Raw genomic sequence first — 24072 nt, 5'->3', positions numbered from 1 at the left:
CAATTGAATGAATTTGTTTTTAAACACTAGTTTGTGATGCATTTTAACTTAAAAAGGCCTACTAATAAATGTGTAGATCAAAGTCAGATATTTGTTACGGATAAAATCCTCCTGAATATTTACTTTAGTTTCGATATTGGGTATTCGTTTACGGTTTATTGATCGTTATCCACTGATATTTTTAGAATTGAAATCAAATTAACACCATAATTAATCAACTATGTCGAATCGAAACCACGCAGCCGATACTACTGGAGCCTTAACAGATGCCGGGATAAGCCCGGATAAGAAAACATTTTTACAATCACTCACCGAAGATTGGTGGGCTGTTATATTAGGAACGATTATCATTGCCACAGTACTTTATTTAACCAACAATGGTACTGTAATAAGTTTACCTGCATTTAAATGGGCAACCAGTGAAGACCTTTTGGGTAAAATATTATCAGCATCCAACTTATTGTTAATTATTGAAATGGGGGCAGTTTTTCTGGCCTTAGCTTCGGTAGCGATAGGTTTATCTGGAGGCAGTGTTGCGCGGTTTGCTGGCGGTTTTGCGCTCATCTATTTTTTAGCTATCGTTTCTTTTATTATCGGAGGCAATAAAAGTGTATCCTATTTTGGGTTAGAATATGTGGTATTTGCGCTGCTTATCGGTATCGCATTGGGCAACCTGATCAAGTTGCCATCTTGGCTAAAAGAAGCAGTACGGTCTGAATTTTATATTAAGACAGGTTTGGTAATATTAGGAACCACTATTTTATCGGCCGATCTGATCAAAGCGGGTTTACCGGGTATAATACAGGCCGTTATTGTTGTTACTGTAGTTTGGTTTTTTTCGATGTGGTTAAGCCGCAAGTTAAAAGTAGATGATGAATTTGGTGTAATATTGGCCTCAGCCGTATCTATTTGTGGTGTTTCTGCAGCAATTGTTGCTGCAGGAGCTATTAATGGTGATAAACGTAAATTATCTTATGTAACTACTTTGGTATTGATTATGGCTATCCCGATGATGATTATTCTGCCTTGGGCAGTAAAGTATTTTCATATACCTGAGGTGATTGGTGGGGCATGGCTGGGTGGTACCTTAGATACAACGGCAACCGTAACTGCTGCAGGCGATTTGGTTGGACCAATAGCCGTTAAAGCAGGTGTTATAGCCAAGTTTTCGCAAAATGTTTTTATTGGTGTTGCTGCTTTTTTTATCGCTATATGGTGGGCCTATAAAAAACCTAAAGGTGAAGATGGTGTACCCTTCAAAGCAGAACGCCCTGGGTTGAAAATTGTGTGGGAGCGATTTCCGAAATTTGTACTGGGTTTTGTTGCAGCATCTTTGGTGTTTTCTTTTCTGTTATCGCCCACAACCGCAAAAAGTGTTGGACCAACCTTAAACGGCTTACGTACAGTGTGGTTTGCAATCGCTTTTATTTCAATCGGTATGGAAGCTAAATTTTCATCACTGGTAAAACTTCAGGGCGGTAAACCAGCATTTACATTTGTTACAGCACAAATATTTAACATATTTTGGACCCTCTTATGGTCGTATATTTTATTTGGCGGATATCTATTTCCTATACCTGATTTTAAATAGACGAAGAATTAGGTTTTACGCTATCATTCACAGATTCCTATAGAAAGGTCGTCATTGCGAGGAACGAAGCAATCTTAATGCGCACGCTGGTAGCGATCGTTGTAAGATTGCTTCGTCGGCTGAAAAAGCCTTCTCGCAATGACGATTCTTCGCAGCCAAAACTACAAAAAAAAACAGCTCTGTAATATTTGAATTTTATACAATAAATTAACTCTCAGACTGACAATACTCGGCTCACGGTCAATAATCAGCAATAGTGATATAACTTCTTTCCGCAAAAAAAAAGCGACATAACTGTCGCTTTTTTTATTTCATTATTTTGCCAATGCAGCAGTTTGCACAGCATTTGTATCTGGGCTAGTCATTTCTGTACTTCCATTTATTCCGTTTTCTTCAGGATCTGTGATTTTGCTGATACAAAACTTAATGATTAGATTTTATATTATCTTTAAGGGAGAATTCTCAGGCACTCACCAACAAGTTGTTCAGTTAATTAGGAGAATGGGAACCTGAGACTTCATTTTTTGACCAAATCGTTTAAATAATAATATGAGAAGTACAAAATTTAGCTATCTGGCTTTTTTTATCTGCCTGGTTTATACCGGTTTTTGTGGTTTTATTTCTGATAAGCAGGTATATCCGCGTTTAGGGATTGTATCTGGTTTAACGCAGGATAGTTTAGCTTATGCCTCTGGTTTTAAAATGATTGGCGAATCTGTTCCGAAGATGCTTTCACCTGCATTAACAGATGATCAGTTTCGTGCCAACGTGATAAAGATTAAAGCTGCAAAATGTAAAGTATTAACCTGTAACCTTTTCTATCCGGCGAGTATAAAAATAGCTGGCCCGGAGGTAGATGAAGCAAAGGTTTTAACTTATACCGAAACTGTTCTTTCAAGAGCTCAACAAGCAGGGATCAAGTTTATTGTTTTGGGCAGCTCGGGTGCAAGGAGCATTCCGGCTGATTATAATGTCGTTAAGGCAAAATCAGATTTTATCAGCCTGGGCAAAAAACTAGCGCAAATTGCCGGGAAATATAAGGTTACAATTTTGCTGGAAAATCTAGAAACCACCGAAACTAACTTCATCACCTCGTTAAAATCAGCTGCAGAAATTGTAAGGGAGATTGATCATCCAAATTTCAGGCTTAATGCTGATATATTTCACATGATGCGTGAAGGAGAGTCCCCAAATGAAATTATTGAGGCCGGAACATTAATTGCATTTTCTGAGGTTGCCGAAAAACAAAACAGGTCGTTGCCAGGTGTTATGGGCGACGATTTTAAGCCTTATTTAAGAGCCTTGCACAAAATAAACTATAAAGGTTTCATCTTTATGGAAGGAAGTATCAAAAATGCTGCTGTAGAAATGCCGCTTGCTTTCAAATATCTTTCTGCCCAGATTGCAGAAGTGTATTCGGAAAAGAAAGCAGATTAATTATTGTTCTTTTCTACTGAAATAAGATATATAAATGTTGTTATTTTGACAATAATACCAGCGATTGCACATTTGATTTTTCTGCAGCTTTATCAATATTTGGTAAACGCATTTTTGCAACGTTGGTCTCGACGGTTAAAGATGGATTTTCACTTTTAGTAAGTGCGGCTATGTCTCTTACAGTACTCGATAACATTTTAAGTGTAAGCATAAATTGACGGTCGATATTCCTGATCTTCTGAAAATCAACATTTGGATTAAAATGTTCGGTATTCGACCGCTCACTTTGATTAAACTGGATGCTGTCTAAAAGAACCAATTTGTCTGTAATCTGGTTCAATACTTCGTCCGAAAGATTTAATCCTTGTATGCCTATTACCCTATTGTTTTTTATGTAATAATCTAAGCCATTAAAGCTAATGAGGGTTAAGTTATTCCTGTTGATGATGTATTCTGCCTTTGGAAGGCTGTTTTTCGAACGGTTTTTATTGTATGCACTGCGCTGAGTAGCTAAACGTTCAATCATATCGTTTCCGTTCAATCTATCTACATTCTCGAAAATATCAGCTAGTTTTGTTGGCTTGTTTTGAGCAAGAACATGAATTGATAAGCAAGATAATGAAGTGATTACAAGGAATACAAGAGCGGATAATTTGGTGCTTTTCATGCCGCAAAGATATATGTATAATCGCTAAAATTAAATTTTTTGTATGTTTAATATTACGTTTTTAAGGTGTTTTTGATTTTTTTTGATGATAAAAATCAATTTTTTATTTAACAGGTATTTAATAATTAAAAAACATGCGCAATTCTTTGGCTTAGGAGATTGAACTTTATGAAGAAGATTCTCAATTAAGTTTTTAATTCTGTGCTTAAGAAATAGTTCTATACTTTTGGGTTCACGATAGATAGTATTACCTCATTATTGATGATCGAACTCGACTTTTTCTTTAATCTGCCTAATGGCGATATCATGCATTTTCAGCTTATCCAGCTTTCGAGAAGTGAGCCGTGGACTGTTCTTGACCATAAACAGGTATTGGAAAGGATAACAAAAGAAGATGGGAAATGGAAAACATTGCTAGGCAGTTCCCTATCTGAAGAACTTATACAAAACATCGGACTGTTTATTGATCGGCAGCAATATCAAAATTTGCCTATCGAGATTAAATTGAGATGGCCAAAGCTTATTGAGGAAATTATAGTGAATTCAGATGCTGAATATATTGTAGTCTGCAAGCCCTTTGTAAATTTCAGATCATTTGAAAAAATGTTTGAAAAATTTGTGCCTGCCATGATAAAGGATGAGTGGGCAATCAATTTTAAAGTTTACAGCCACGATTTTGGCGAAGATTTTATAAAGAAACTTAGCCGCAAGGAAGAAAAATCCAGTTATCAACCTATTCAGAAATGGTAATCTTGCATTGGAAATCCAGATTTTACCTCATGTTAACTATTGAGTATTTAACACAATGTTAATACTGGGTTTATGTGCTATCGTACTTTTGTTGTGTAAATATTTGGTTAGTATTATACAAGTTTAGTTAGTTGATAAGGAAAGGCCTCAATGGATATTGTGGCCTTTTTGATTTTAATATTGCTTATCAGTATCAAATTAAAAGTTGGTATTCCTACTAAGGTTTCGATACGCTCTTAAAAAACTTAATTACAACTGAGCTTGCTTCCTGTGGGTAAACGTGCCCTCCGAGATGTCGGTAGAGTACCACTGGTGTTTTTGTATCTGAAGGATAAAATGTGGCATAGGGGGCATATGGCTCTCCTGTTTTGTTACACCTGTTAATTTTTAAAATCTTATTGCACATCGCCCTTTGCCATTCTGGTTTTACCAATGGATCTTGTTCGCCCATAATATGCATTGCGGGCATAGGTTTAAGCACATTAACTATCCGACCTCCTACAGCAGCTGATGGGGCAACAGCAGCAAATATATCACTTCGGGTTGCCCAAAGTAAATACGTAAATGCACCGCCATTAGAGTGACCGGTTGCATAAATATGCTGATTATCTATGCGGTAATCTTGTCGGAGCGTTTTTAGCATCGCATCGAAAAAATGAAGGTCACGGTCATTCATATCGCCTGGTGCTTTCTGCCAGCCAGGTAGTTTACCTGCTGCGTCTGTTAATTGTCCAGGGGTATTCAATCCTTGCGGACATATTATAATTGCCTCTGGCCACAGTTTTTCAAAACCTCTGCTTCTAAACATATTTCCCATAGCACCGCCATGTCCGTGAAAAACAAAAACGATTGGTGTGGCTTTTACTTTTGCGCTGTTCGGGATGTAAACCATTGCCTCGCGCGTTGTGTCGCTTATCTTCCAACGCATTATTTTTACATCCTGATAGGTTGAATTTGGTGAGGCATTGGATAGAAGTAGAAATATTACGGATAAAATCCCAAGTGAAGTTATTTTGCTACAGAACCCTTTCGGTTTATTGAACATACATTTAGGACAACCGATAGCCAATTAGGTTTAAAACAATATTAATTTCCTTAATTAGAACTACTATGGTTGCTAAGTTTGGTTGAGATTGCTATTAGGATGTTAATTCTGCAGTATTAACTAAATGTATTTTTGTTGCAGCAAGTCCTCTTGCTGTAAGCTCTATTTCAAAAGAAATTTCATCATTGAGCCTGATTTCTTCCTGGAGTTCCATTAAAAAGAATTGAATTTTCTGTTCATTTTCATCTTTAATAATGCCATGTCCACTATTTTGATCTACATAGCATATTGTACCCTTTCTCATTTTTTATCTGTTTTGTTAAGATTTACACTTAATTCTTCAATGAAGATTTATTTAAATATTAGAACGTCAATTAGGAAGGTTTAATATAGTAATAATTTCGTTACATTAAGTTGGAAAAATCGATAAATATTTCTTGATGGTGAAAATGTGGAAGGGTTTCTTATTGGGCCAATTTAATTGCTAAAGAGGGATAGTTTGTTCAGCTTTTTTATCTTCTGATTCCATTATTAATGCATTTAAGGAAATACTTATGCTTACAATATAGAAGCCTTCTTCGTCAATTCCTGCAGTTATTTCAGCATTTTGGTGATAAGCGTATTTTAATCGGTTACGGATATTGTCCATTCCTGAGCCAAAGCCTACCTTGCTTTGTACTAATCTGGGTAAATTTCGGCTTTCAATACGCAGTTTGTCATCAAAGGTGTAAACATCTATAGTGGCCTTATTTTCTATGTCATTAAGATTCCCGTGTTTAAACATGTTTTCCAAAATAGTAAGCAAAACAAGCGGAATTAATTTGATTTCATCAAGATCAGGGCCGCTAGCAAGCTCAATATAAATTGCACCTTGCGTAATGCGGTGCAAACCAATCAGGTTTTCGCATTGTGCAATCTCTTCACTTAAATATACATAGCCTTCATTATGTTGGGTATTGGCAGCAAAACGCATCATATCTGAAAGATAAAGCATTACCTTGGCGTCTTCCGGAGAGTAAGTGCTTAGTTTCTGGTGTACAAACTCAAATGTATTAAAGAGCAGATGTGGGTTAATCTGTGCTTTCATGAAAGCATTCTTAGACATAGCTAGTTCCTTATCCATTTTTTCCTTATCAATAAGCATTTGAAAACGCTGTTTTTCGATACGGGATTTTTCTGCTTTTTCTTTGATGAACCGTTTTAAGAAATAGTAACCTGTAGAAAAAAGAAGGAAAAATGAACCCCTATAAAGTACCCTGGATATTCTGATCCTAAAACTTGGCAATTTACCCGGTAAAATATTGGTATAAGTATTTAATAGGATATCTACTCCGGTAACTATGCCCAAATAAGTCAGGATTGCGAGGATAACCACGAGAGGAACCTTCCATACCGCTCCGCTAGGGAACTCTGTTGCTTTTTCTAACAGTAAAGGATAAGTGTAAAATAAGGTCATATTAATCAAGTAGTGAATAGCATAATTGCCGAACGTTCCTAAGATACCTGCAAAATAAAGCACCATCAGCGTTTCCCAAATGATAAATATAGTCCATGCAATTATGTGTATCCGGTAAGTATGCAGCCAGTTTCGTAACATACTGTTGCTCCATTTTAAACTATTCATAAAGACTTATTTACTATTTGTGTAACGATTAAAGTTATAGCGTGTTCTCGCAGCTAGTTTTCAAAAAAAAAATATGGAAACTCAAAAATTAGCTAAAAGAACACTTTTTGTATTTAAAAAAAGATATAATGGAAAAATAAATGAACCAACAAGTACTTCCGAACCGACCACTTCAGGAGTTACGACCACTTCCGTTATAGTTTAATACTATTCTTTTCATCAGTAGCCGTTATTTTTTACGGCTACTGATAATTAGCCTTTCAGAAATAAAATTTTTAAATTCATTATAATATATATCTCCAACGGTAAAATTTATGTGGTTATTCATAGTAATCCGATTACCATCCACATACAAAATCTTATCAATAGCAACAATATAACCACGGTGTAACTGTATAAAACCTTTCTTAATGCTAAGCTGTTCCCGAACATCTTTTAGGCTTAAATAAGCAATAATTACTTTTTCTACGGTATGTATTTTAATGTAATTGTGGAAACTTTCAAAAGCAATAATATCTTCATATTTAACCATTACCGCGCGGTGTTCCTCTTCTTTGTTTTTAACCAGAAAGTAATCTTCGTTGGCACCACCGGTCATTTCCTGTCCAAAAAGTCGGGTAATGGTTGTGGCAAATTTGGCGTAACTATATGGTTTAAGCAAATAAGCATCTCCTGCAGCTTCAAAAGCATCAAAAGCGTATTCCTGGTGTGAAGTAGTGAAGATGAGCTTTCTGGTTCTAAAGCGGATGGCCTTCGCCAGTTCCAGGCCGGAAATCTGGGGCATTTCCACATCCATAAAAATTACATCGACTGTGTCTGAGTTGGCTAGCTCTCTTAAAGCAGTAACTGGATCAGTATATTGCTGGACGAGTCGCATGTTCGGGGTATCCTCAATATATTTTTGTAGCCCCGCTAAGGAACTGAACTGGTCGTCTATGGCTATGCACTTAATCATCTTCAAAAATCTGTTTCTCTTATAACGAAATTACGCCTTTTCGTACCGAAAAGGGTACTATCTGTACGGATTAATTTAAAGTCTTTTCTTATTTACTAATTTAACGCAAAAATGTGTCAATTAAGTTTAAAAGATGCAGGCAATAGCTATAATCCATAAAAATATTCTAGAATACCGGTAAAGAAATATACTCCGCCTTTAATGGTTTTGCTAATCGAATTACAAGTTTTAATCAAGCTAAGAGCGCAGATTTGTACGTTTTGTTACAATAACATATATACTTCTACATCCCTGTAGTGCCTGTTGTCTGACTGGTTTCACTTTGCACAGATTCCTTGCGTAATACCCACTTGTACCGATTAGTGTTGGTTAAACGTCATATATATTCAGATAAACCAGACTTGGCTTTATTAAGGATATTTTTGCAGCATAGATTTTATTCCTATTAATTTATGGCTGATCACTTATTGAAAAATATACGTTATTCCGTTCTCGATCTTGCAACCGTGTTAGATGGTTTTACTGCTGCAGATACCTTTAAAACAAGCCTCGATTTAGCTAAACAGTCTGAAACTTTAGGTTATACACGTTACTGGTTTGCCGAACACCATAACATGGCTGGTGTTGCCAGTTCGGCAACAGCTGTGCTTATTGGTTATATTGCTGGTGGCACCGATAGCATCCGCGTAGGCTCTGGAGGCATTATGCTACCCAATCATGCACCTTTAATTGTTGCCGAGCAATTTGGTACTTTGGCCTCTCTTTATCCCAACCGTATCGATCTGGGCTTGGGCAGGGCGCCCGGAACCGATCAGGTTACGGCAATGGCCATCCGCGGCGAAAATTTTAGTGCTGTTCATAGTTTCCCCAGGGATATTGAGAAACTACAGCAGTTTTTCTCTGCGAATAATAATCGTGCGAGTGTAAGGGCCATTCCGGGAGAAGGATTGGATATCCCGATCTGGATTTTAGGTTCGAGCACCGATAGTGCACGCTTAGCAGCAGAAAAAGGTCTCCCTTATGCTTTTGCCAGTCATTTTGCACCAGCTTATTTCGAACAAGCCATCGCAATTTATAGAAATAACTTTAAGCCCTCCCCATTTTTACAAGAACCTTATGTAATGGCCTGTGTAAATGTGGTTGCTGCTGATACCGATGCAGAAGCTGAACGTTTATCAAGCTCGGTAAAGCGGATGTTCCTGGGTGTAATTACAGGTAAAAGAGAATTGTTAAAGCCCGCAGTTGATGATATCAATCAATATTGGGACCAGTTGGAAAAAGAAGCTGTAGAACAAATGTTGTATTATTCTTTTATTGGTAGTGCCGAAACCATTAATGGAAATTTAGAAGCTTTTGTTGCAAAATTTGGCGTAAACGAGATCATGAGCACCTCGCATATTTACGATCATCAGGCAAAATTGCATTCGAATAGAATTTTTGCAGGGTTGTTTGGGTAATTGTAGCGTACAAATCAATCATGTTCCTGTTGATAGCTGATTTACGCAGGACCTATTGCATTTTGCCATTAATCAGTTAAGAACATTAAGATTTTCGTAGCTCAGATCCTGCGATCGTCTCCTGAACTTGTTTCAGGATCTATCCAACTTGGTTATTCTCTGCCACGGAAGCACAGATTTGCACGGAATTAAACTTATCCTTTTTGCTTTCAGCTTTAGTCTTTCCTACCATTAAGCAGTTAAGGGCATTAAGACTCTACTGTAAATCATCAGCGGCAATCTTCCTAAATCTGCGGGAACTCAATTGCATCATGTTTCCCGCGGAAATCACTGATCACCGCAGAATTCTGTCTATTTCCCATCTTACATTCCTCATCATTCATCATCTACTCTTTAAGATTTGTTAATACTAAGGGAATATTGGGCCCTTAGCTTTGCGCTTTATAAAGCGGCATCCCTTGAACAATTCATTATTTTCATCTTTGCAACTTGGCGACCACCGGGCTATGGAGGAAATCTACCAGACCTACTGGGAGAATGTTTTTGATGTGGCGTTTAAAAAAACGGGTGATGAGGCATTGGCACAGGATATTACACAGGAAATTTTCATATCCCTCTGGGAGAACCGAACAGCAATTAACCTAACAGGAAGCCTCGGTGCCTATCTTTATGGTGCTGTAAAATATAAGGTGATTAATTATTTCAGGTCAGGCAGCATTAAAGAATATCACCAAACTGCACTTAAAGCACTAATGGATGAGCAGCATATTGCAGCAGCTGATGATAAACTGATTTTAAAAGAGCTTCATTTAGAAGTTGATGCCGCCATTGCACTTTTACCCGTAAAAATGCAATTGGTATTCTCGATGAGCCGAAAACAGGAAAAATCCATCAAAGAAATAGCTTCAGAACTTGATGTTTCGGTTCAGACAGTAAAAAACCAGATTTCTGCAGCGCTAAAATTGCTCAAAAAAAGCCTTTCCTATATCCTGCTCATTGCGGCTTTAATCGGCTTAACATAAAGTTAATTTATAGATAACATTCTTGGTTAGTACCGATCTGCTTTTCAACTGACATGTATTTAAATGACAGAAGAACAGGCAAAGGAACTGCTGCAGAAATATCTCAATAAGCAGGCAAGTCCGCAAGAGCAAAAAAAAGTTGAAGAATGGTATGCCACGCTCGATCAGGAAAATATTGAATTGGCGGCCGACCGGAAAGCAGCAATAGGAGAGCAGATGCTTGTTCACCTTCAGGACGCAATGCGTCAAAAACCAAAAGGTAGCCAAGTATTCAAACTTCAGCCTTTCATCAGGATTGCTGCCACCGTACTCATCATCATTACACTGGGAATAAGCATTTGGAAACTCAATATTCCAGTGAAGCCTGAAAATCAGGTTACCATAGTTACCGGAAGTACAGAACGGAAGCACATTACCTTATCAGATGGTTCAGTGGTTTTGTTAGGTCCGTCTGCAAAACTCTGTTATCCTAAAACATTCGCTTCAAACAACCGCCAGATTGCATTAAAAGAGGGTGAAGCTTTTTTTGATATTACCCATCAGGAAAAAAGACCATTTACGGTACATACTGCATCTGGGGTCGACATTCGGGTGTTGGGCACCTCTTTCAAGGTTAAGTCGTATCAGGCCAGCAAACACATCGAAGTTGCCGTAATTACCGGAAAGGTTGCCGTAAGCAACAAAAAAGTAAATCTGGGCACATTGATTAAAGATGAGTTTTTAATCTATGATAAAACTGCCGGGCGAACTGACATTGGCAAAAGTAAATCTGCGGCCTATATCGAACTCGCTTTTGACGGAGCAAGTTTAGAACAGGTAATCAGCAAACTCCAATATGCCTATAGCATTAAAATTTTGCTGAATGACAACGCTTTGGCCAAACTTAAAACCACTGCTTCTTTCAGTAGCAAACAATCGCCTGAAGAGATTTTGGATATCATTTGCAGCCTGCACCACCTGAAATTCAACGGATCAAAAAATCATAAAACATTTAATATATACAGATGAGATGAGCAGGTAATATAGAAATACTTAGCGGTGCCAGTTAGACTGGCCACCGTAATCTTTCTTTCTGGTCAAAGGGCCAGCGTAATTAAAAGCTTTAAAAAAACAAATCAAACAAATGAAACCAACCTCCGCTAAGAGGACATCAGCTCTTTATAAGATCATGAAATACTCATGTTTAACATTTTCAATTCTCTGCATATTTTGCAGCTCAATCCTGGCCTCGGCTGGTATGGCACAAAAGTTAGAGAAAACTACAGTCAGTATTACGCTAAACAAAGGCCGTAAGATGACCGAAATTATCAAAGAAATTGAGTCGCGCACCGGACTTAGCTTTGTTTACAATCCAGATCAGCTGCAACAAAAAAACATGTTTGTAAGTGGCGATTTTACCAAAGAGCCTGTAAGGTCACTATTGGATAAGCTAGGATTACAGGTTTTAGAAAAAGGCGAATATGTAATTTTGAACAACGCCATTCAGAATAAGCCAGACCGGATTATCACTGGAGTTGTGCGCGATTCAACAGGTTTGGTGCTGCCCGGTGTTTCGGTGAAGGTACTGGGCACGCAAAGTGGCACCGTAACCGATGGAAACGGTGCTTACCGCGTTGAAGTAGGCGCTGACGCTGTGTTATCATTCTCTATGATCGGTTACCGTACCAAAGAAGTAAAAGTAGGCGAAAACCAGGTCATTAATATGGTGTTGAGCGAAGAACGTTCAATGCTTGCCGATGTGGTGGTAGTAGGTTATGGAACACAGAAGAAAGAAACCTTAACAGGTGCAATCAGCATTGTTGGGTTGGATAAGCTTTCTTCGCGCTCATTAAATAGTGTAGGAGAGGTATTGGCTGGAAAATCACCAGGTGTAATTGTAACTAACGAGGGTGGAGATCCAACTTCTGCTCCACGCATTAATATCCGCGGTGCGGGAGGGATTAACGGAGAAAATGTATTGTATGTAATCGATGGGTCTATATTTTCAGGTACACCACAGCTTAATCCTAACGATATCGAATCTATTTCGGTATTAAAGGATGCATCTGCGGCAATTTACGGCGCCAGGGCATCAGGAGGTGTGGTATTGGTCACAACTAAAAAAGGAAAGAGCGGTAAAATGCAGATTAGTTTCGATGCCAAACTTGGACAACAAAGCGCATGGAAGAAATTAGAGCCATTAAATGCTCAGCAACGCGCACAGGTGGCCGCAACTGCTGCCAAAAACGGTGGTACAACCATATTACCAGCTTTTGATATTTCGAAATATCCTGATGGACAGATTACCCGCACCAACTGGATGGACGAGGTTTTTAGAGATGGATTGTTACAGGATTACAATGCCGCAATAAACGGTGGTAGCGAAAAATCTAATTATTACCTAAGTTTCAATTACCGTAATGCAGAAGGCATTGTATTAAATACCAAAACTAAGCGCTATAACTTCAGGATCAATACCGAGCATGAAGTAACCAATTGGTTAAAAGTTGGCGAAAACCTTTCGTATAGCAATACCAACGGTAATGGTGCAAATACCAGCAGCGATTACACTGGTGCCTTACTTTCGGCTATCTATTATCCAACCAACGGAACGCCATATAATGCCGACGGCAGTTTTGCCGGTTTACCAGGCGGACAGTATGCTGGTGATTATGGCGATATTGTTAATCCAGTTGCCGATCTGCAACGTATTGATATAAACAATCCTGTAAATGTGCTTGTGGTTAACCCTTATGCCAATATTAAATTAGCAAAGGGCTTAACTTTCAGATCTAACTTAAGCATCACTAAAACCGATGCTGCATTTAAAAGCTTTACGCCAAAAAGGCCCGAGGTAGGAAAACCGGTATTAAGCAATAGTTTACAGGAAAGCAGCAGTCGTGCCAACGATTTTCTTGCTGAGCAGGTTTTAAGTTATAAAGCAACCTTTGGTAGTCACCAACTAGATCTTACCGGTGGTTATTCTTTCCAGAAAACTAAAAGCAATAGCTTGTCAGCTTCAGGAGCAGGTTTTGACGACGAATCGCCTCAATACAGATACCTGGTTAACGCAACAGTTATCCAGCCGTCGGTTAGCGGGATGTACGAACAGGCACTTTCTTCATTATTTTTAAGGGCGAATTATAATTACAAAGAAAAATATTTATTGTCGCTAATCGGCCGTCGTGATGGATCATCGCTGTTAAGTAAAAATAACAGGACGAAAAACTACGGATCAGCTTCCTTCGGTTGGGTGGTAAGCAAAGAAGATTTTCTTAAAGATGCAACCTGGTTAAATGAATTGAAACTAAGGGGCAGTTATGGCATATTGGGTAATTTAGGATCGCTTAATGCCTCTGCTGTAAATCCATTGTTAAGTGCTACTCAAAGTTATTTCGGGCAAACACCAACTTTACAAAATGGTTATGTACAGAATGTTTTAGCCAATAAAGATTTAACATGGGCAGAATCAAAGCAAACGAACTTTGGTCTTGATTTGACAGTTCTCAACAGATTAAGCCTTAATGCTGATTATTTTATCAAAGAAACAAATAAGATGATCTTAACCAGGTCGCTACCAGGGACAGCAGGTTTAAATACGCAGACCATAAATGCTGGTATTGTAAAAGATAAAGGTATAGAACTGGGTTTAACTTATAATAGTGATAAAAATGCAGCATTTACTTATACCATAAACGCTACTTTAACTAAAATTAACAACAAAGTACAGGAATTGGCACCGGGGTTGGAAAACATTGCTGTGGGTACCAACTTCCGAAATGAACTTGCACCGCTTACCATTCGGGTTGGCCAACCTTTGTACAGTTACTATGTGTTAAAAACGGATGGTATTTTCCAGAGTCAGGCAGAAGCTGATAACTATAAAAACGCTAAGGGAACTAAGATTCAGCCGAATGCAAAAGCAGGTGATTTTAAATTTGTTGATATCAACGGCGACGGATCTATTGATGGTAAAGACCGTTATTTCGCTGGCAGCGCTTATCCTGATTTCTCTTACGGATTGAGCTTTAATGCAAGTTATAAAAATTTCGATTTCAATATTTTTGCTCAAGGTGTACAGGGAAATAAATTGTTTAATGCGGTAAAACGTACCACTTATAGTGCTAGTGGTCCATCTTACAATAAACTGGCCGGTATTCTCGATGCCTGGTCGCAAGAGAATCCTGGTGGTAAAGTGCCGATTGTTTCTACAAGTGATGCCAATGGGAACTTTAATGCTTCCGATTTTTATATCGAAGATGGTTCTTACCTGCGCATCCGTAACGTTACCCTGGGTTACAGTTTACCAAAATCAATCGCCAATAAATTAAAAACAGGTGCGGTAAGGGTTTATGCTACGGCAAACAATCTTTTCACCATTACCAAATACTCAGGCTTTGATCCCGAAATCGGAATGGACAACAATGGAGTGGATGTTGGTCGTTATCCTCAGGCCAGAAGCTTTATCCTTGGTTTAAGTGTAAATCTATAATCACAAAACAACAATGAAAACGAATTTAAAATATATGGCATTTGCCGCCCTTGCTTTTTTCTCTTCATGTACAAAAGAGCTTGATATTGTACCTGAAGGATCTCCATCGGCACAAAATTTCTGGAAAACCAAAGAAGATGCCATAAAAGCAGAAGCTGGGATGTATGAAAATTACAATGCAGAAGATTTTTACGGTCGTGGAATGTTCTGGTTTATCAATGCCAGTGATGATATGGTTACGGGACGTAATAAGCCAGAGGCCGATAATATCAAAAATTTTAACCGTACCTATGTTGGCGGAGGTTATACCGAAACCCAATGGAGCATGCGTTATGCCATTATCAAACGGGCTAACGATATTATTATTAATGTGCCGGCCATAGCAATGGATGAAACCTTGAAAAAACAGATTATTGGCGATGCTTATTTTAACGCCGGACTGGTTTACTTCCAGTTGGCTGCCAATTACGGTAACGATAAAGCCGGAGTACCGATTGTAACGCCAGAAAGTGATCCTTCTCAGCCTATTGCCCGTGCAAAAAATGTAAACGAAAACTACGATTATATCATTTCACTTTTATTGAAAGCAGCAGATAACCTTCCCCTGTTTTCGGCAATGAAACCAGCAGATTACGGTAAAGCACATAAAACGGCTGCCTGGGCATACCTATCTAAAGTGTACCTATACAAAAAAGATTATGCCAATGCCGCTAAATATGCTGATATGGTCATCACTTCAGGGCAGCACGATTTAGTAAATACAGGTTTTGCAGATGTATTTAAAGCAGCCAACAACTGGTCAAAAGAATACATTTGGTCGGTGGTGTGTACGCCAAGCGGTGGCGGAACAGGCTGGGGCAGCAAGCTCCCAGGCGTAATGTTAACCAATAAAGCCTGGGGAATTTACAATGGTTGGGGTTATTATTTACCCACTAAAGAACTTTACGATTCTTACGAAACTGGCGATCAGCGCCGTGAAGCCACCATTTTAAAACCAGGCGATAAATTTATGTTTTTTGGTGCTGAACGTAGTTTTACAAAAGATGCAGGAGCGACTTCAAATTACCAGTTTAAAAAGTATATGGAGCCGTTTTCATATGCTAATCCTATTCCAACACACGTTAATCCGAATGGAGATAATGGCACAACAGATTTAAATGTGCCTTTAATGCGTTATGCTGAGGTATTGCTGATTAAAGCTGAAGCTGCAATTAACCTGAGCGGTGCAGGGGCAGGCGATACCGAACTGAACAAAATCAGGCTACGCGCAGGTTTGGGGACTAAGACAGGAATGACTATCGACGACCTTAAACGCGAACGCCGTAACGAACTTGCAGGCGAATGGGCCGACCGTCACCGCGATTTGGTAAGATGGGGTGATGCTCAGGTAACTTATGCCAAACCATTACACGATTTTGATGGGAGCGTAATTTGGCCTGCAAGAACTTTCAATCCACAGGTACATGATGTTTGGGCCGTACCACAGAGAGAAATTGATAACAGTGCAGGTGTAATTAAACAAAGTCCAGGATGGTAAAATCGAATAAACTGATCCTCTTTTTATTATTGGGTTTAGGGGCACATTCAGTTTCTGCTCAGCAGAAACTGAATGCCGCTAATGGACACAGCCATAATGATTATAAGCAGCAGATTCCTTTGTTAGAGGCTTATTATGCTGGTATGGGATCTATAGAGGCAGATGTTTTTTACCGTAACGGAGAATTGTTTGTTGCCCACGATAGCAGCGAAATCGCCTCAGGCAAAACATTGAAAAAATTATATATCGATCCATTGGTGGCATTTTTTAAAGATCATGCCAACCATCCTTATCCTGATCCGAAACAAAAACTTCAGCTGGTTATCGATATAAAGGAGGATTATGAACACGTAATCCCGAAATTATTGGACGATTTAAAAGGTAATGAATCTGTTTTTAATCAACAGATCAATCCTTCAGCCATTAAAATTGTAATGAGCGGGGCTGTTCCGCCTGCCAAAAAGTTTAAGAATTATCCGTCACTCATCAGTTTCGATGGCCGTCCCGCAAATCAATACACAAGTGATCAGTTAGAGCACATTGGGATGATTAGTGATGATATTTCTCATTATTCGGTATGGAATGGAAAAGGTACCCCAACACCAACCGATTTAGAAAAAATGAAAGCGGTAATTGTCAAAGTACATGCACTGGGTAAACCTTTCCGCTTTTGGGCAACTAAAGATAGTCCGAACAGCTGGAAAGAACTGGAACATATGGGGGTTGATTGGATCGGAACGGATCATCCTGCATTGCTAAAAGATTTTTATCAGAACAGGGCTAAGCTCGAATATAGCAGTTCGAAAGCTTATAAGCCTTATCAGCCAACTTACAAAAGCGATGGATTAAAAAGAAGAGCCAAAAATGTAATTCTTTTAATAGGGGACGGAATGGGACTGGCACAGATTCAGGCAGGCTTGAGTGCGAATTTTGGTCAATCCAACATCATCACGATTAAACATCTTGGCCTTTCGCGTACTGAAGCTTCCAATTCAGATTTTACTGATTCTGCAGCAGGTGCAACGGCTATGGCTACAGGACATAAAACCAATAACCGCTATATCAGCGTCGATTCTACAGGTAAATCACTTCAGTCTATACCTGATATTTTGGCCCCTTATGGTCTTACAAGCGGGATCATTAGCAGTGGTGATATTACCGATGCTACTCCTGCAGCATTTTATGCTCATCAGCTTGAACGATCTATGACGAAGGAAATTGCAGCCGATTTCCAGAACGGTCATGTTGATATTCTGGTTGGTTCCAAACGCAAAAGTTTTACCGAAAATCCAGATCAAAAATTGATAGATAAAATATCGGCCAAAGGTTATACACTACAGAAAGACCTAAAAAGTTTTGTTGCCTCAAATGCAGATAAGCAAGTGGTACTTTTAGACGATTCTGCTACGCGGAAAGTATTGGATGGCCGGGGAGAAATGCTTAAGATTTCGTTCTCAAAAACGGTTGAATTGCTCTCGAAAAATAAAAAAGGATTTTTCATTATGGCAGAAGGGGCACAGATTGACCATGGAGGACACGCAAACGATTTGCCTTTTGCGGTAACCGAACAACAAGATTTCGACCGTCTGGTGGGTGAAGCCTTAAAGTTTGCCGACCAGGATGGAGAAACGTTGGTAATCGTAACAGCTGATCACGAAACCGGAGGACTGTCGCTTCTGGATGCTTCTTATAGAAAAGGAACCGTTCGTGGCAATTTCAGTACAGATGATCATACCAATATCATGGTGCCTGTATTTGCTTACGGTCCTGGTTCGGATGCCTTTATAGGGGTATATCCTAATCATCAGATTTTTTATAAAATCATCGAAGCTTATCGATTAAAGAAAAATTAATGAATCAAGAACTTAAATAAACAACCCCTATGGCGGTGTCTGTATATCACAGCACCGCTTTTTTCTTAACGTTAAGGCAACATGGCAATGCTAATTTTGAAACAGTAAAAAGAATGTGATGGAAAGAAGATCTGCACTAAAAAATATAGGTGGCCTGTTTTTGCTGCCAACCCTGCCAGCACTTTTATCGGCAGCTGATAAAAAGCCAGTGTTAAGAGTGGCGCACATCACTGACGTCCACCTTAAGAATCAATTCAATGCGCCCGCCAGGTTTGTTAAATGCCTGCACCATTTACAGTCGCAATCGCCTAAGATAGACCTGGTTCTAAACGGGGGAGATATTGTTTTTGATATGAACAAAGAAAACATCAATACCATTAACGGTCAATGGAAACTGGTAAACTAGACGATGAAGAACGAATGTAACCTTCCTGTGCATTATTGTTTGGGCAATCACGATATCTGGTGGAATGAAAACACCAAGGGCGAGGTTTTTTACGGGAAGAAATATGCCATGGATAAATTGCAGCTGGTTAAGCCTTATTATAGTTTAGTGCAGAACGGATGGAAGATTATTGTGCTGGATAGTACCCATCTGGATATCGACAATACCTGGTATATTGGAAAATTGGGCGATGAGCAGTTAACATGGTTAAAAAACGAACTCGAAACTACCAGTTCTACAATGCCTGTAATGGTAATGTCGCATATTCCAATCCTTACCGCGCTTTTAATGATAGAAGATGATATTGTAAACAAATGGACCATGCTGGGTGGCGATATGCATACCGATACGGCTAAAATCATCAATCTTTTTTACCAGCACCCTAATGTAAAACTTTGCTTAAGTGGCCACCTGCATATGCGCGATAAAGTGGTGTACAACGGTGTTACCTACCTCTGTAACGGTGCTGTATCGGGTGCATGGTGGGAGGGCAGCAGGAGAGAAACCGCCCCAGGCTATGGACTGGTCGATTTACATGCCGATGGCAGTTTTGAAGAAAAATACGTTAATTATTGATGATGTAAATTTTCGAGTTTCGTCATCCCCGTGCAGACGGGATCTTAATACAATAGTGCCTGGTCAATGGCATTACGATTACTCATCAGTTTTCCTTTTATTCAGAGGCATTCATGAGCACTCCGTGGTTCCTAATCAAGTTGGGGATGACGCCAGCATTTGAATTTATCAACAAGCTTAATGTCCTTAACTTCTTAATGGTCGAAAGCAATTAAAATAACAGTTGCTTTTTAAGATTGCATAACCTTGTGGGAGAACTATTCTTGTTATTCCCTTAACACAGGCTTCATATCTGTATGCTTGCTTTGTTCTAAAAATATTCCTAAATAAATGAAGAAAGAATTACTCACTCTAATAGTAGCCATATCTATCGGTATGGTAGCGTGTAAGAAAAGCCATGAAGAAAGCCCTTTAGAATTTAGCTATCCTGCTGTTGCAGAAGTTTCTGATCCTTCGGTACTTTTCACAACTGCTGCTGGTATAAAAGTGTACAACGGAGGTTTTGGATCAGCTGTTGCCGCCGATCCCAACTCGCCGGATGTTTTTTATATGCTAACCGATAGGGGTTCGAACGTTGCCGGGCAGCTCGCAAACTCAATCATCATCGGAAAACCTGATTTTGATCCACAGATTGGGAAATTCAGGCTGAAAGAAGGGAAATTAGTACTCGAACAAACCATCGAACTTAAAAATGCATCCGGTAATAAATTAAACGGACTTCCAAATCCTGCAGGAATGGGGGCTTCTGGTGAAACTGCTTACGACCTAAATGGACAGGTGATTGTGCCAAGTGCCGATGGAATCGACTCAGAAGGCTTGGTAAGGGCAGCTGACGGATCATTTTGGATCAGCGATGAATACGGTCCACATATTGCACACTTCGATGCAACTGGTAAAACAATTGAACGCATTAATCCATTCGGAACTGGAACCGGTGGACGTACTATTCCGGCTGTATTTGCCAATAGAAGAGCAAACCGTGGCATGGAAGGTTTGGCCATTACTCCAGATGGAAAAACGCTGGTGGGCATGATGCAGTCGCCAATGTACAATCCGTCTAAAGCTGCGGTTGCCAATTCGGTAATATTAAGAATTTTGACTTTTGATATCGCAAGCGGAGCAACCAAGCAATATGCTTACCTGATGGATAACACCTCTTTAACAGGTGTGAGCGATATTGTTGCCGTTAACAGCACTACTTTCCTAACCATCGAGCGTGACGGATTGTATGGAGGTGCAGCAAGCAACCCGGCAACATTTAAAAAAGTTTTTAAAATAGACCTGAGTGGTGCTACCGATATTTCTGATTCCGGCAATGGTGCAACAGGAAAACTTTATGGCGGTAAAACCGTGGAAGAGCTGAACAATGCAGCAGGTTTAAACACAGCCGGAATTACCTCGGTAAGCAAAACCATTGTTTTAGACCTGTTGAAGGATCTACCTTCCGTTTATCCGCATGATAAAGCAGAAGGTTTAGCCTTGCTGCCTGGCAACATCCTCGTAATTTCTAACGATGATGATTTTGGTGTGGTGGATAACGGAGCAAGTGGCTTTGCACAAAAAATATTGCCTTTAACAAATTCGGTCGATAGAAACCGTTTATACTTTGTTAAAATTAAACTTTAAAGCAATTAGCCATGTGTCAATTAACTCATGGCTAATTTATACCATGAAATAACGTGCAAGTTGATATACTGTCTCATTAGTATGCCCATTACTACCGTACTTTTACCCTTTTTTTGCATGGCTATAGGAATTGAGGTTTACATTGTTAAGCTTTGTACAGCCTATCTTAATTTGCCTATGTATTACAGTTGTGCAATTGTTGATGATGAACAGCACGCGATTGATGTACTCCAGGATTATATTGAAGATATCCGTTTTTTAAAACTGTTTAGCGCCTTTAATAATCCATTTGATGCCTTAAAAACAATTAGTGCCGGCGATAAAATCGATTTTCTTTTTTTAGATATAGATATGGATGGAATGAAAGGAACTGAACTATCCCAGCATCTCCGCTCGAAAGCCAGGTTTGTGATCTACGCATCTGCCCACCTCGAAAATGAGGTAAGAAAAATAGATTCTAGCTTTGAATGTTATCTTGGCAAACCGATCTCAATGAAACGTTTTGCTGGTACCATTAATAAACTGATACGACTTAATAATCTGCCGATAAAAAATGAAAATAGCTTATGATCGAACTTAATTACCTTTTTGAACAGGAATTTTTAGAAGATGTATCCTATCAGCTAATACAGTCAAGCATGGAAGACCCATGGTTGGTGCTGTCTGGATGTAAAGTGCTGGGGATTATTGATGAAGTTGAAGGGGACTGGAGCCAGATTATAGGTGGAGATATTCCACCAAAAGCAATTGAGGGGATGGGGGATTTGATTAACATGCAACAGTTTCGCTGGTTGCCGAATCTGATTAAAAAACAGTGGCCAAAGTATGTGCTTGATGTGGTTGTAGAAAATGTAGACCGTTACGAAATAATCTGCCATAAAGAGGCTTGTCCCAAACGTTTTAAACAACGTTTTACATTGGGTATCCATGCGCTGGCACAGCGAGAATCTGCGCTTGTTTTTAAAGTACGGTGCTTGGGGAAATCAGATTGTTATGAGGTGCTTAAAGCGCCTGCAATTGATCGGTACGTTTAATATTTGTCCTGATATTTTTAAAGGTAAACACAGGTGCTAACGCAATCGGAATCTGCTGCATTTTCAAATTCATATTAATTCTTGTTTGTTTTAAGCGCTGATGTCAATGTAATATTTAAATTTGGCCCTACAAACTCTTCCTCAACATGACCTTTGTAGAAAAACTGCAGGCCTTACGCCAGTTAATGGCTGCTCAAAAAATAGATGCTTATATTATTACCTCGGCAGATCCTCACATCAGTGAATATTTACCAGCACATTATAAAGCTATTCCTTTTGCTTGTGGATTCACAGGGTCGGCCGGCACGCTGGTCATCACTCAGGATTTTGCTGGTCTGTGGACTGATTCGCGATATTTTACGCAGGCAGAAACACAATTAAACAATACAGGTTACGAATTGGTAAAGTTGAAAGTGCCACATACGCCCGAATACATCGATTGGTTGTGCCAGGTTTTGCCAAAGGGTGCAAAAGTAGGTTTTAACCATCAGCTTATTACTGTAGGTTTAGCGTTCGAGATGCAGAACAGTTTCACCCAGAGTGAAATAGAAATAACCGACGTCGATTTTATCAGCTCGATTTGGCACGATAGAGTAGGGTTGCCAGAAGAAAATGCCTTTTTAATAGGCGAGGAAGCTGCGGGTCTTACCATTTCGGCTAAAATAAACGAGGTAAAAGCTGCTTTAAAAATAAATGGAGCAGATTATCATTTTATTTCATCGCTTGATGACATTGCCTGGCTTTTTAACCTAAGGGGAAAAGATGTAGATTATAATCCTGTAACCTTAAGTTTTGCTTTAATTACTCCTGCAGCGGTAAAACTTTTTATCGACGGACAAAAATTGTCGCAAACAGATATTGATACTTTAAATCAACAAGGCGTAACTTTGCATCCCTATGCTGAGGTGGCTGATGCATTAAAAAATCTGCCAAAAAACGCGCAGATTTTTATCGATCCTAAACGTACTTGTTTTGGCTTGTATCAGTGCTTGCCTTCAAGTGCCAAAATCGTTTCAGGCATTAATCCAAGCACACATCTAAAAAGTTTAAAGAATAATACTGAGATTAACCACATCCGTAAGGCAATGCTAAATGATGGGGTGGCTTTAACCAGGTTCTTTAAATGGATGGAAGATCATTTAGGAAAAGAAAAAATTACAGAATGGTCTGCAGCAGAGCAATTGGCCGGGTTTAGGGCCGAACAAACATCTTTCGTAGGTTTAAGTTTTAATACCATAGCTGGTTACAATGCCAACGGCGCTTTGCCGCATTACAGTGTAACAGCAGAAAGCAATCAGGAGATTTTAGCCGATGGTTTGTTTCTTGTCGATTCAGGAGGCCAGTATTTGTATGGTACAACTGATATTACCAGGGTAATGCCTATCGGTAATTGCTCATCAACCCAGGCCGATGATTATACCTTGGTGCTAAAAGGCCTGATTGAAGGTTCTAAACTGATTTTTCCAGAAGGTACCAAAGGTTATCAAATCGATTCCATCTGTAGAAAACCACTCTGGGAACATGCCATAAATTTTGGTCATGGAACGGGGCACGGTATTGGCTTTTTTCTAAATGTACACGAAGGACCTCAGAGTATTAGTCCAGCCAACGTAGATGTTGCCTTTAATCCAGGAATGGTAACCTCCATCGAACCTGGGATTTATCGTCCTGAAAAACATGGTGTACGTATCGAAAACCTTGTTTTATGTATCCCTAATGGAAAGAGTGAATTTGGCGATTTTCTCACCTTCGAAACCTTAACCTTATGTTTTATCGATACCGCGATTATCAATAAAACACTTTTGGCAGCAGATCAGATTGAGTGGTTAAATCAATATAATCAAATGGTGTTTGAGAAGCTTCAGCCCCTTTTATCTGATGAGGAAGCTGAATGGTTGAAAGTGAAATGTCAGCCGATTTAATTATTGCCATCCGGAGCTATAATTTATTTCATAAAATAATATAAGTGACAGGTACGTTTT

The 24072-nt window shown here is 39.1% G+C and carries 18 protein-coding genes and 1 pseudogene; 14 read left to right on the top strand and 5 right to left on the bottom strand.

The features are described from left to right. Positions 1-220 precede the first annotated feature (220 nt). Together LQ201_RS00215 and LQ201_RS00210 are read left to right on the top strand one after the other, a co-directional pair. Complete coding sequence (locus LQ201_RS00215; RefSeq protein ID WP_230144256.1) at positions 221-1591, top strand: YeiH family protein; 1371 nt, start codon at positions 221-223, stop codon at positions 1589-1591. A 549-nt stretch (positions 1592-2140) separates the two neighbouring features. Next, positions 2141-3028: a sugar phosphate isomerase/epimerase gene (locus LQ201_RS00210; RefSeq protein WP_230144257.1), complete on the top strand. Its 888-nt coding sequence runs from the start codon at positions 2141-2143 to the stop codon at positions 3026-3028. Positions 3029-3068: 40 nt separating this feature from the next. On the opposite strand, the gene LQ201_RS00205 is transcribed toward LQ201_RS00210, so the two are convergent. Further along, on the bottom strand, positions 3069-3695 hold the full coding sequence (locus tag LQ201_RS00205) for a hypothetical protein (protein ID WP_230144258.1): 627 nt from the start codon (positions 3693-3695) through the stop codon (positions 3069-3071). Between the two features lie 261 nt (positions 3696-3956). On the opposite strand from LQ201_RS00205, the gene LQ201_RS00200 reads away from it, so the two are divergent. Next, entirely contained in the window at positions 3957-4445 is a 489-nt protein-coding gene (locus LQ201_RS00200) for a hypothetical protein (protein ID WP_230144259.1), read from the top strand. A gap of 217 nt (positions 4446-4662) precedes the next feature. On the opposite strand, the gene LQ201_RS00195 is transcribed toward LQ201_RS00200, so the two are convergent. From LQ201_RS00195 to LQ201_RS00180, 4 genes are all read right to left on the bottom strand, one after another. After that, positions 4663-5490 (bottom strand): PHB depolymerase family esterase, encoded by an 828-nt coding sequence (locus LQ201_RS00195; RefSeq protein ID WP_230144260.1) that lies wholly within the window; start codon positions 5488-5490, stop codon positions 4663-4665. A gap of 94 nt (positions 5491-5584) precedes the next feature. Then, positions 5585-5794 (bottom strand): cold shock domain-containing protein, encoded by a 210-nt coding sequence (locus LQ201_RS00190; protein ID WP_215126053.1) that lies wholly within the window; start codon positions 5792-5794, stop codon positions 5585-5587. Positions 5795-5974: 180 nt separating this feature from the next. Next, positions 5975-7114 (bottom strand): sensor histidine kinase, encoded by a 1140-nt coding sequence (locus tag LQ201_RS00185; protein WP_230144261.1) that lies wholly within the window; start codon positions 7112-7114, stop codon positions 5975-5977. A gap of 229 nt (positions 7115-7343) precedes the next feature. Next, complete coding sequence (locus LQ201_RS00180) at positions 7344-8069, bottom strand: LytTR family DNA-binding domain-containing protein (protein WP_230144262.1); 726 nt, start codon at positions 8067-8069, stop codon at positions 7344-7346. 452 nt (positions 8070-8521) lie between these two features. Between LQ201_RS00180 and LQ201_RS00175 the strand changes: the two genes are divergently transcribed. The 11 genes and pseudogenes from LQ201_RS00175 to LQ201_RS00120 all read left to right on the top strand — a co-directional run bounded on the left by LQ201_RS00175 (position 8522) and on the right by LQ201_RS00120 (position 24012). Continuing rightward, positions 8522-9526, top strand: coding sequence for an LLM class flavin-dependent oxidoreductase (locus LQ201_RS00175; RefSeq protein ID WP_230144263.1), 1005 nt, complete (start codon positions 8522-8524; stop codon positions 9524-9526). Positions 9527-9984: 458 nt separating this feature from the next. Beyond that, positions 9985-10548: an RNA polymerase sigma factor gene (locus LQ201_RS00170; RefSeq protein ID WP_230144264.1), complete on the top strand. Its 564-nt coding sequence runs from the start codon at positions 9985-9987 to the stop codon at positions 10546-10548. Positions 10549-10611: 63 nt separating this feature from the next. Continuing rightward, positions 10612-11556: a FecR family protein gene (locus LQ201_RS00165; RefSeq protein ID WP_230144265.1), complete on the top strand. Its 945-nt coding sequence runs from the start codon at positions 10612-10614 to the stop codon at positions 11554-11556. Between the two features lie 229 nt (positions 11557-11785). After that, positions 11786-15019 (top strand): TonB-dependent receptor, encoded by a 3234-nt coding sequence (locus LQ201_RS00160; RefSeq protein ID WP_230144266.1) that lies wholly within the window; start codon positions 11786-11788, stop codon positions 15017-15019. Between the two features lie 13 nt (positions 15020-15032). Continuing rightward, positions 15033-16556, top strand: a complete 1524-nt coding sequence (locus LQ201_RS00155; RefSeq protein WP_230144267.1) for a RagB/SusD family nutrient uptake outer membrane protein — start codon at positions 15033-15035, stop codon at positions 16554-16556. Next, the gene (locus LQ201_RS00150) at positions 16550-18409 is read left to right on the top strand and encodes an alkaline phosphatase (protein WP_230144268.1); all 1860 of its coding nucleotides are present in this window, start codon (positions 16550-16552) and stop codon (positions 18407-18409) included. The genes LQ201_RS00155 and LQ201_RS00150 overlap by 7 nt, the downstream gene beginning before the upstream one ends. A gap of 118 nt (positions 18410-18527) precedes the next feature. Continuing rightward, positions 18528-19430: pseudogene (locus LQ201_RS00140) on the top strand (metallophosphoesterase). Positions 19431-19760: 330 nt separating this feature from the next. After that, positions 19761-21056: an esterase-like activity of phytase family protein gene (locus tag LQ201_RS00135; RefSeq protein ID WP_230144271.1), complete on the top strand. Its 1296-nt coding sequence runs from the start codon at positions 19761-19763 to the stop codon at positions 21054-21056. A 117-nt stretch (positions 21057-21173) separates the two neighbouring features. Next, the gene (locus LQ201_RS00130; RefSeq protein ID WP_230144272.1) at positions 21174-21626 is read left to right on the top strand and encodes a LytTR family DNA-binding domain-containing protein; all 453 of its coding nucleotides are present in this window, start codon (positions 21174-21176) and stop codon (positions 21624-21626) included. Next, positions 21623-22090, top strand: a complete 468-nt coding sequence (locus LQ201_RS00125; RefSeq protein WP_230144273.1) for a hypothetical protein — start codon at positions 21623-21625, stop codon at positions 22088-22090. The genes LQ201_RS00130 and LQ201_RS00125 overlap by 4 nt, the downstream gene beginning before the upstream one ends. Before the next feature lie 146 nt (positions 22091-22236). Further along, positions 22237-24012, top strand: a complete 1776-nt coding sequence (locus LQ201_RS00120) for an aminopeptidase P family protein (protein ID WP_230144274.1) — start codon at positions 22237-22239, stop codon at positions 24010-24012. Positions 24013-24072 lie beyond the last annotated feature (60 nt).

Origin of the sequence: Pedobacter sp. Bi126 (assembly GCF_918698245.1) — a bacterium.
Taxonomy (GTDB): domain Bacteria; phylum Bacteroidota; class Bacteroidia; order Sphingobacteriales; family Sphingobacteriaceae; genus Pedobacter.
The sequence above is the reverse complement of the archived record's forward strand: the minus strand, read 5'-3'. Positions and strand labels throughout refer to the sequence as shown.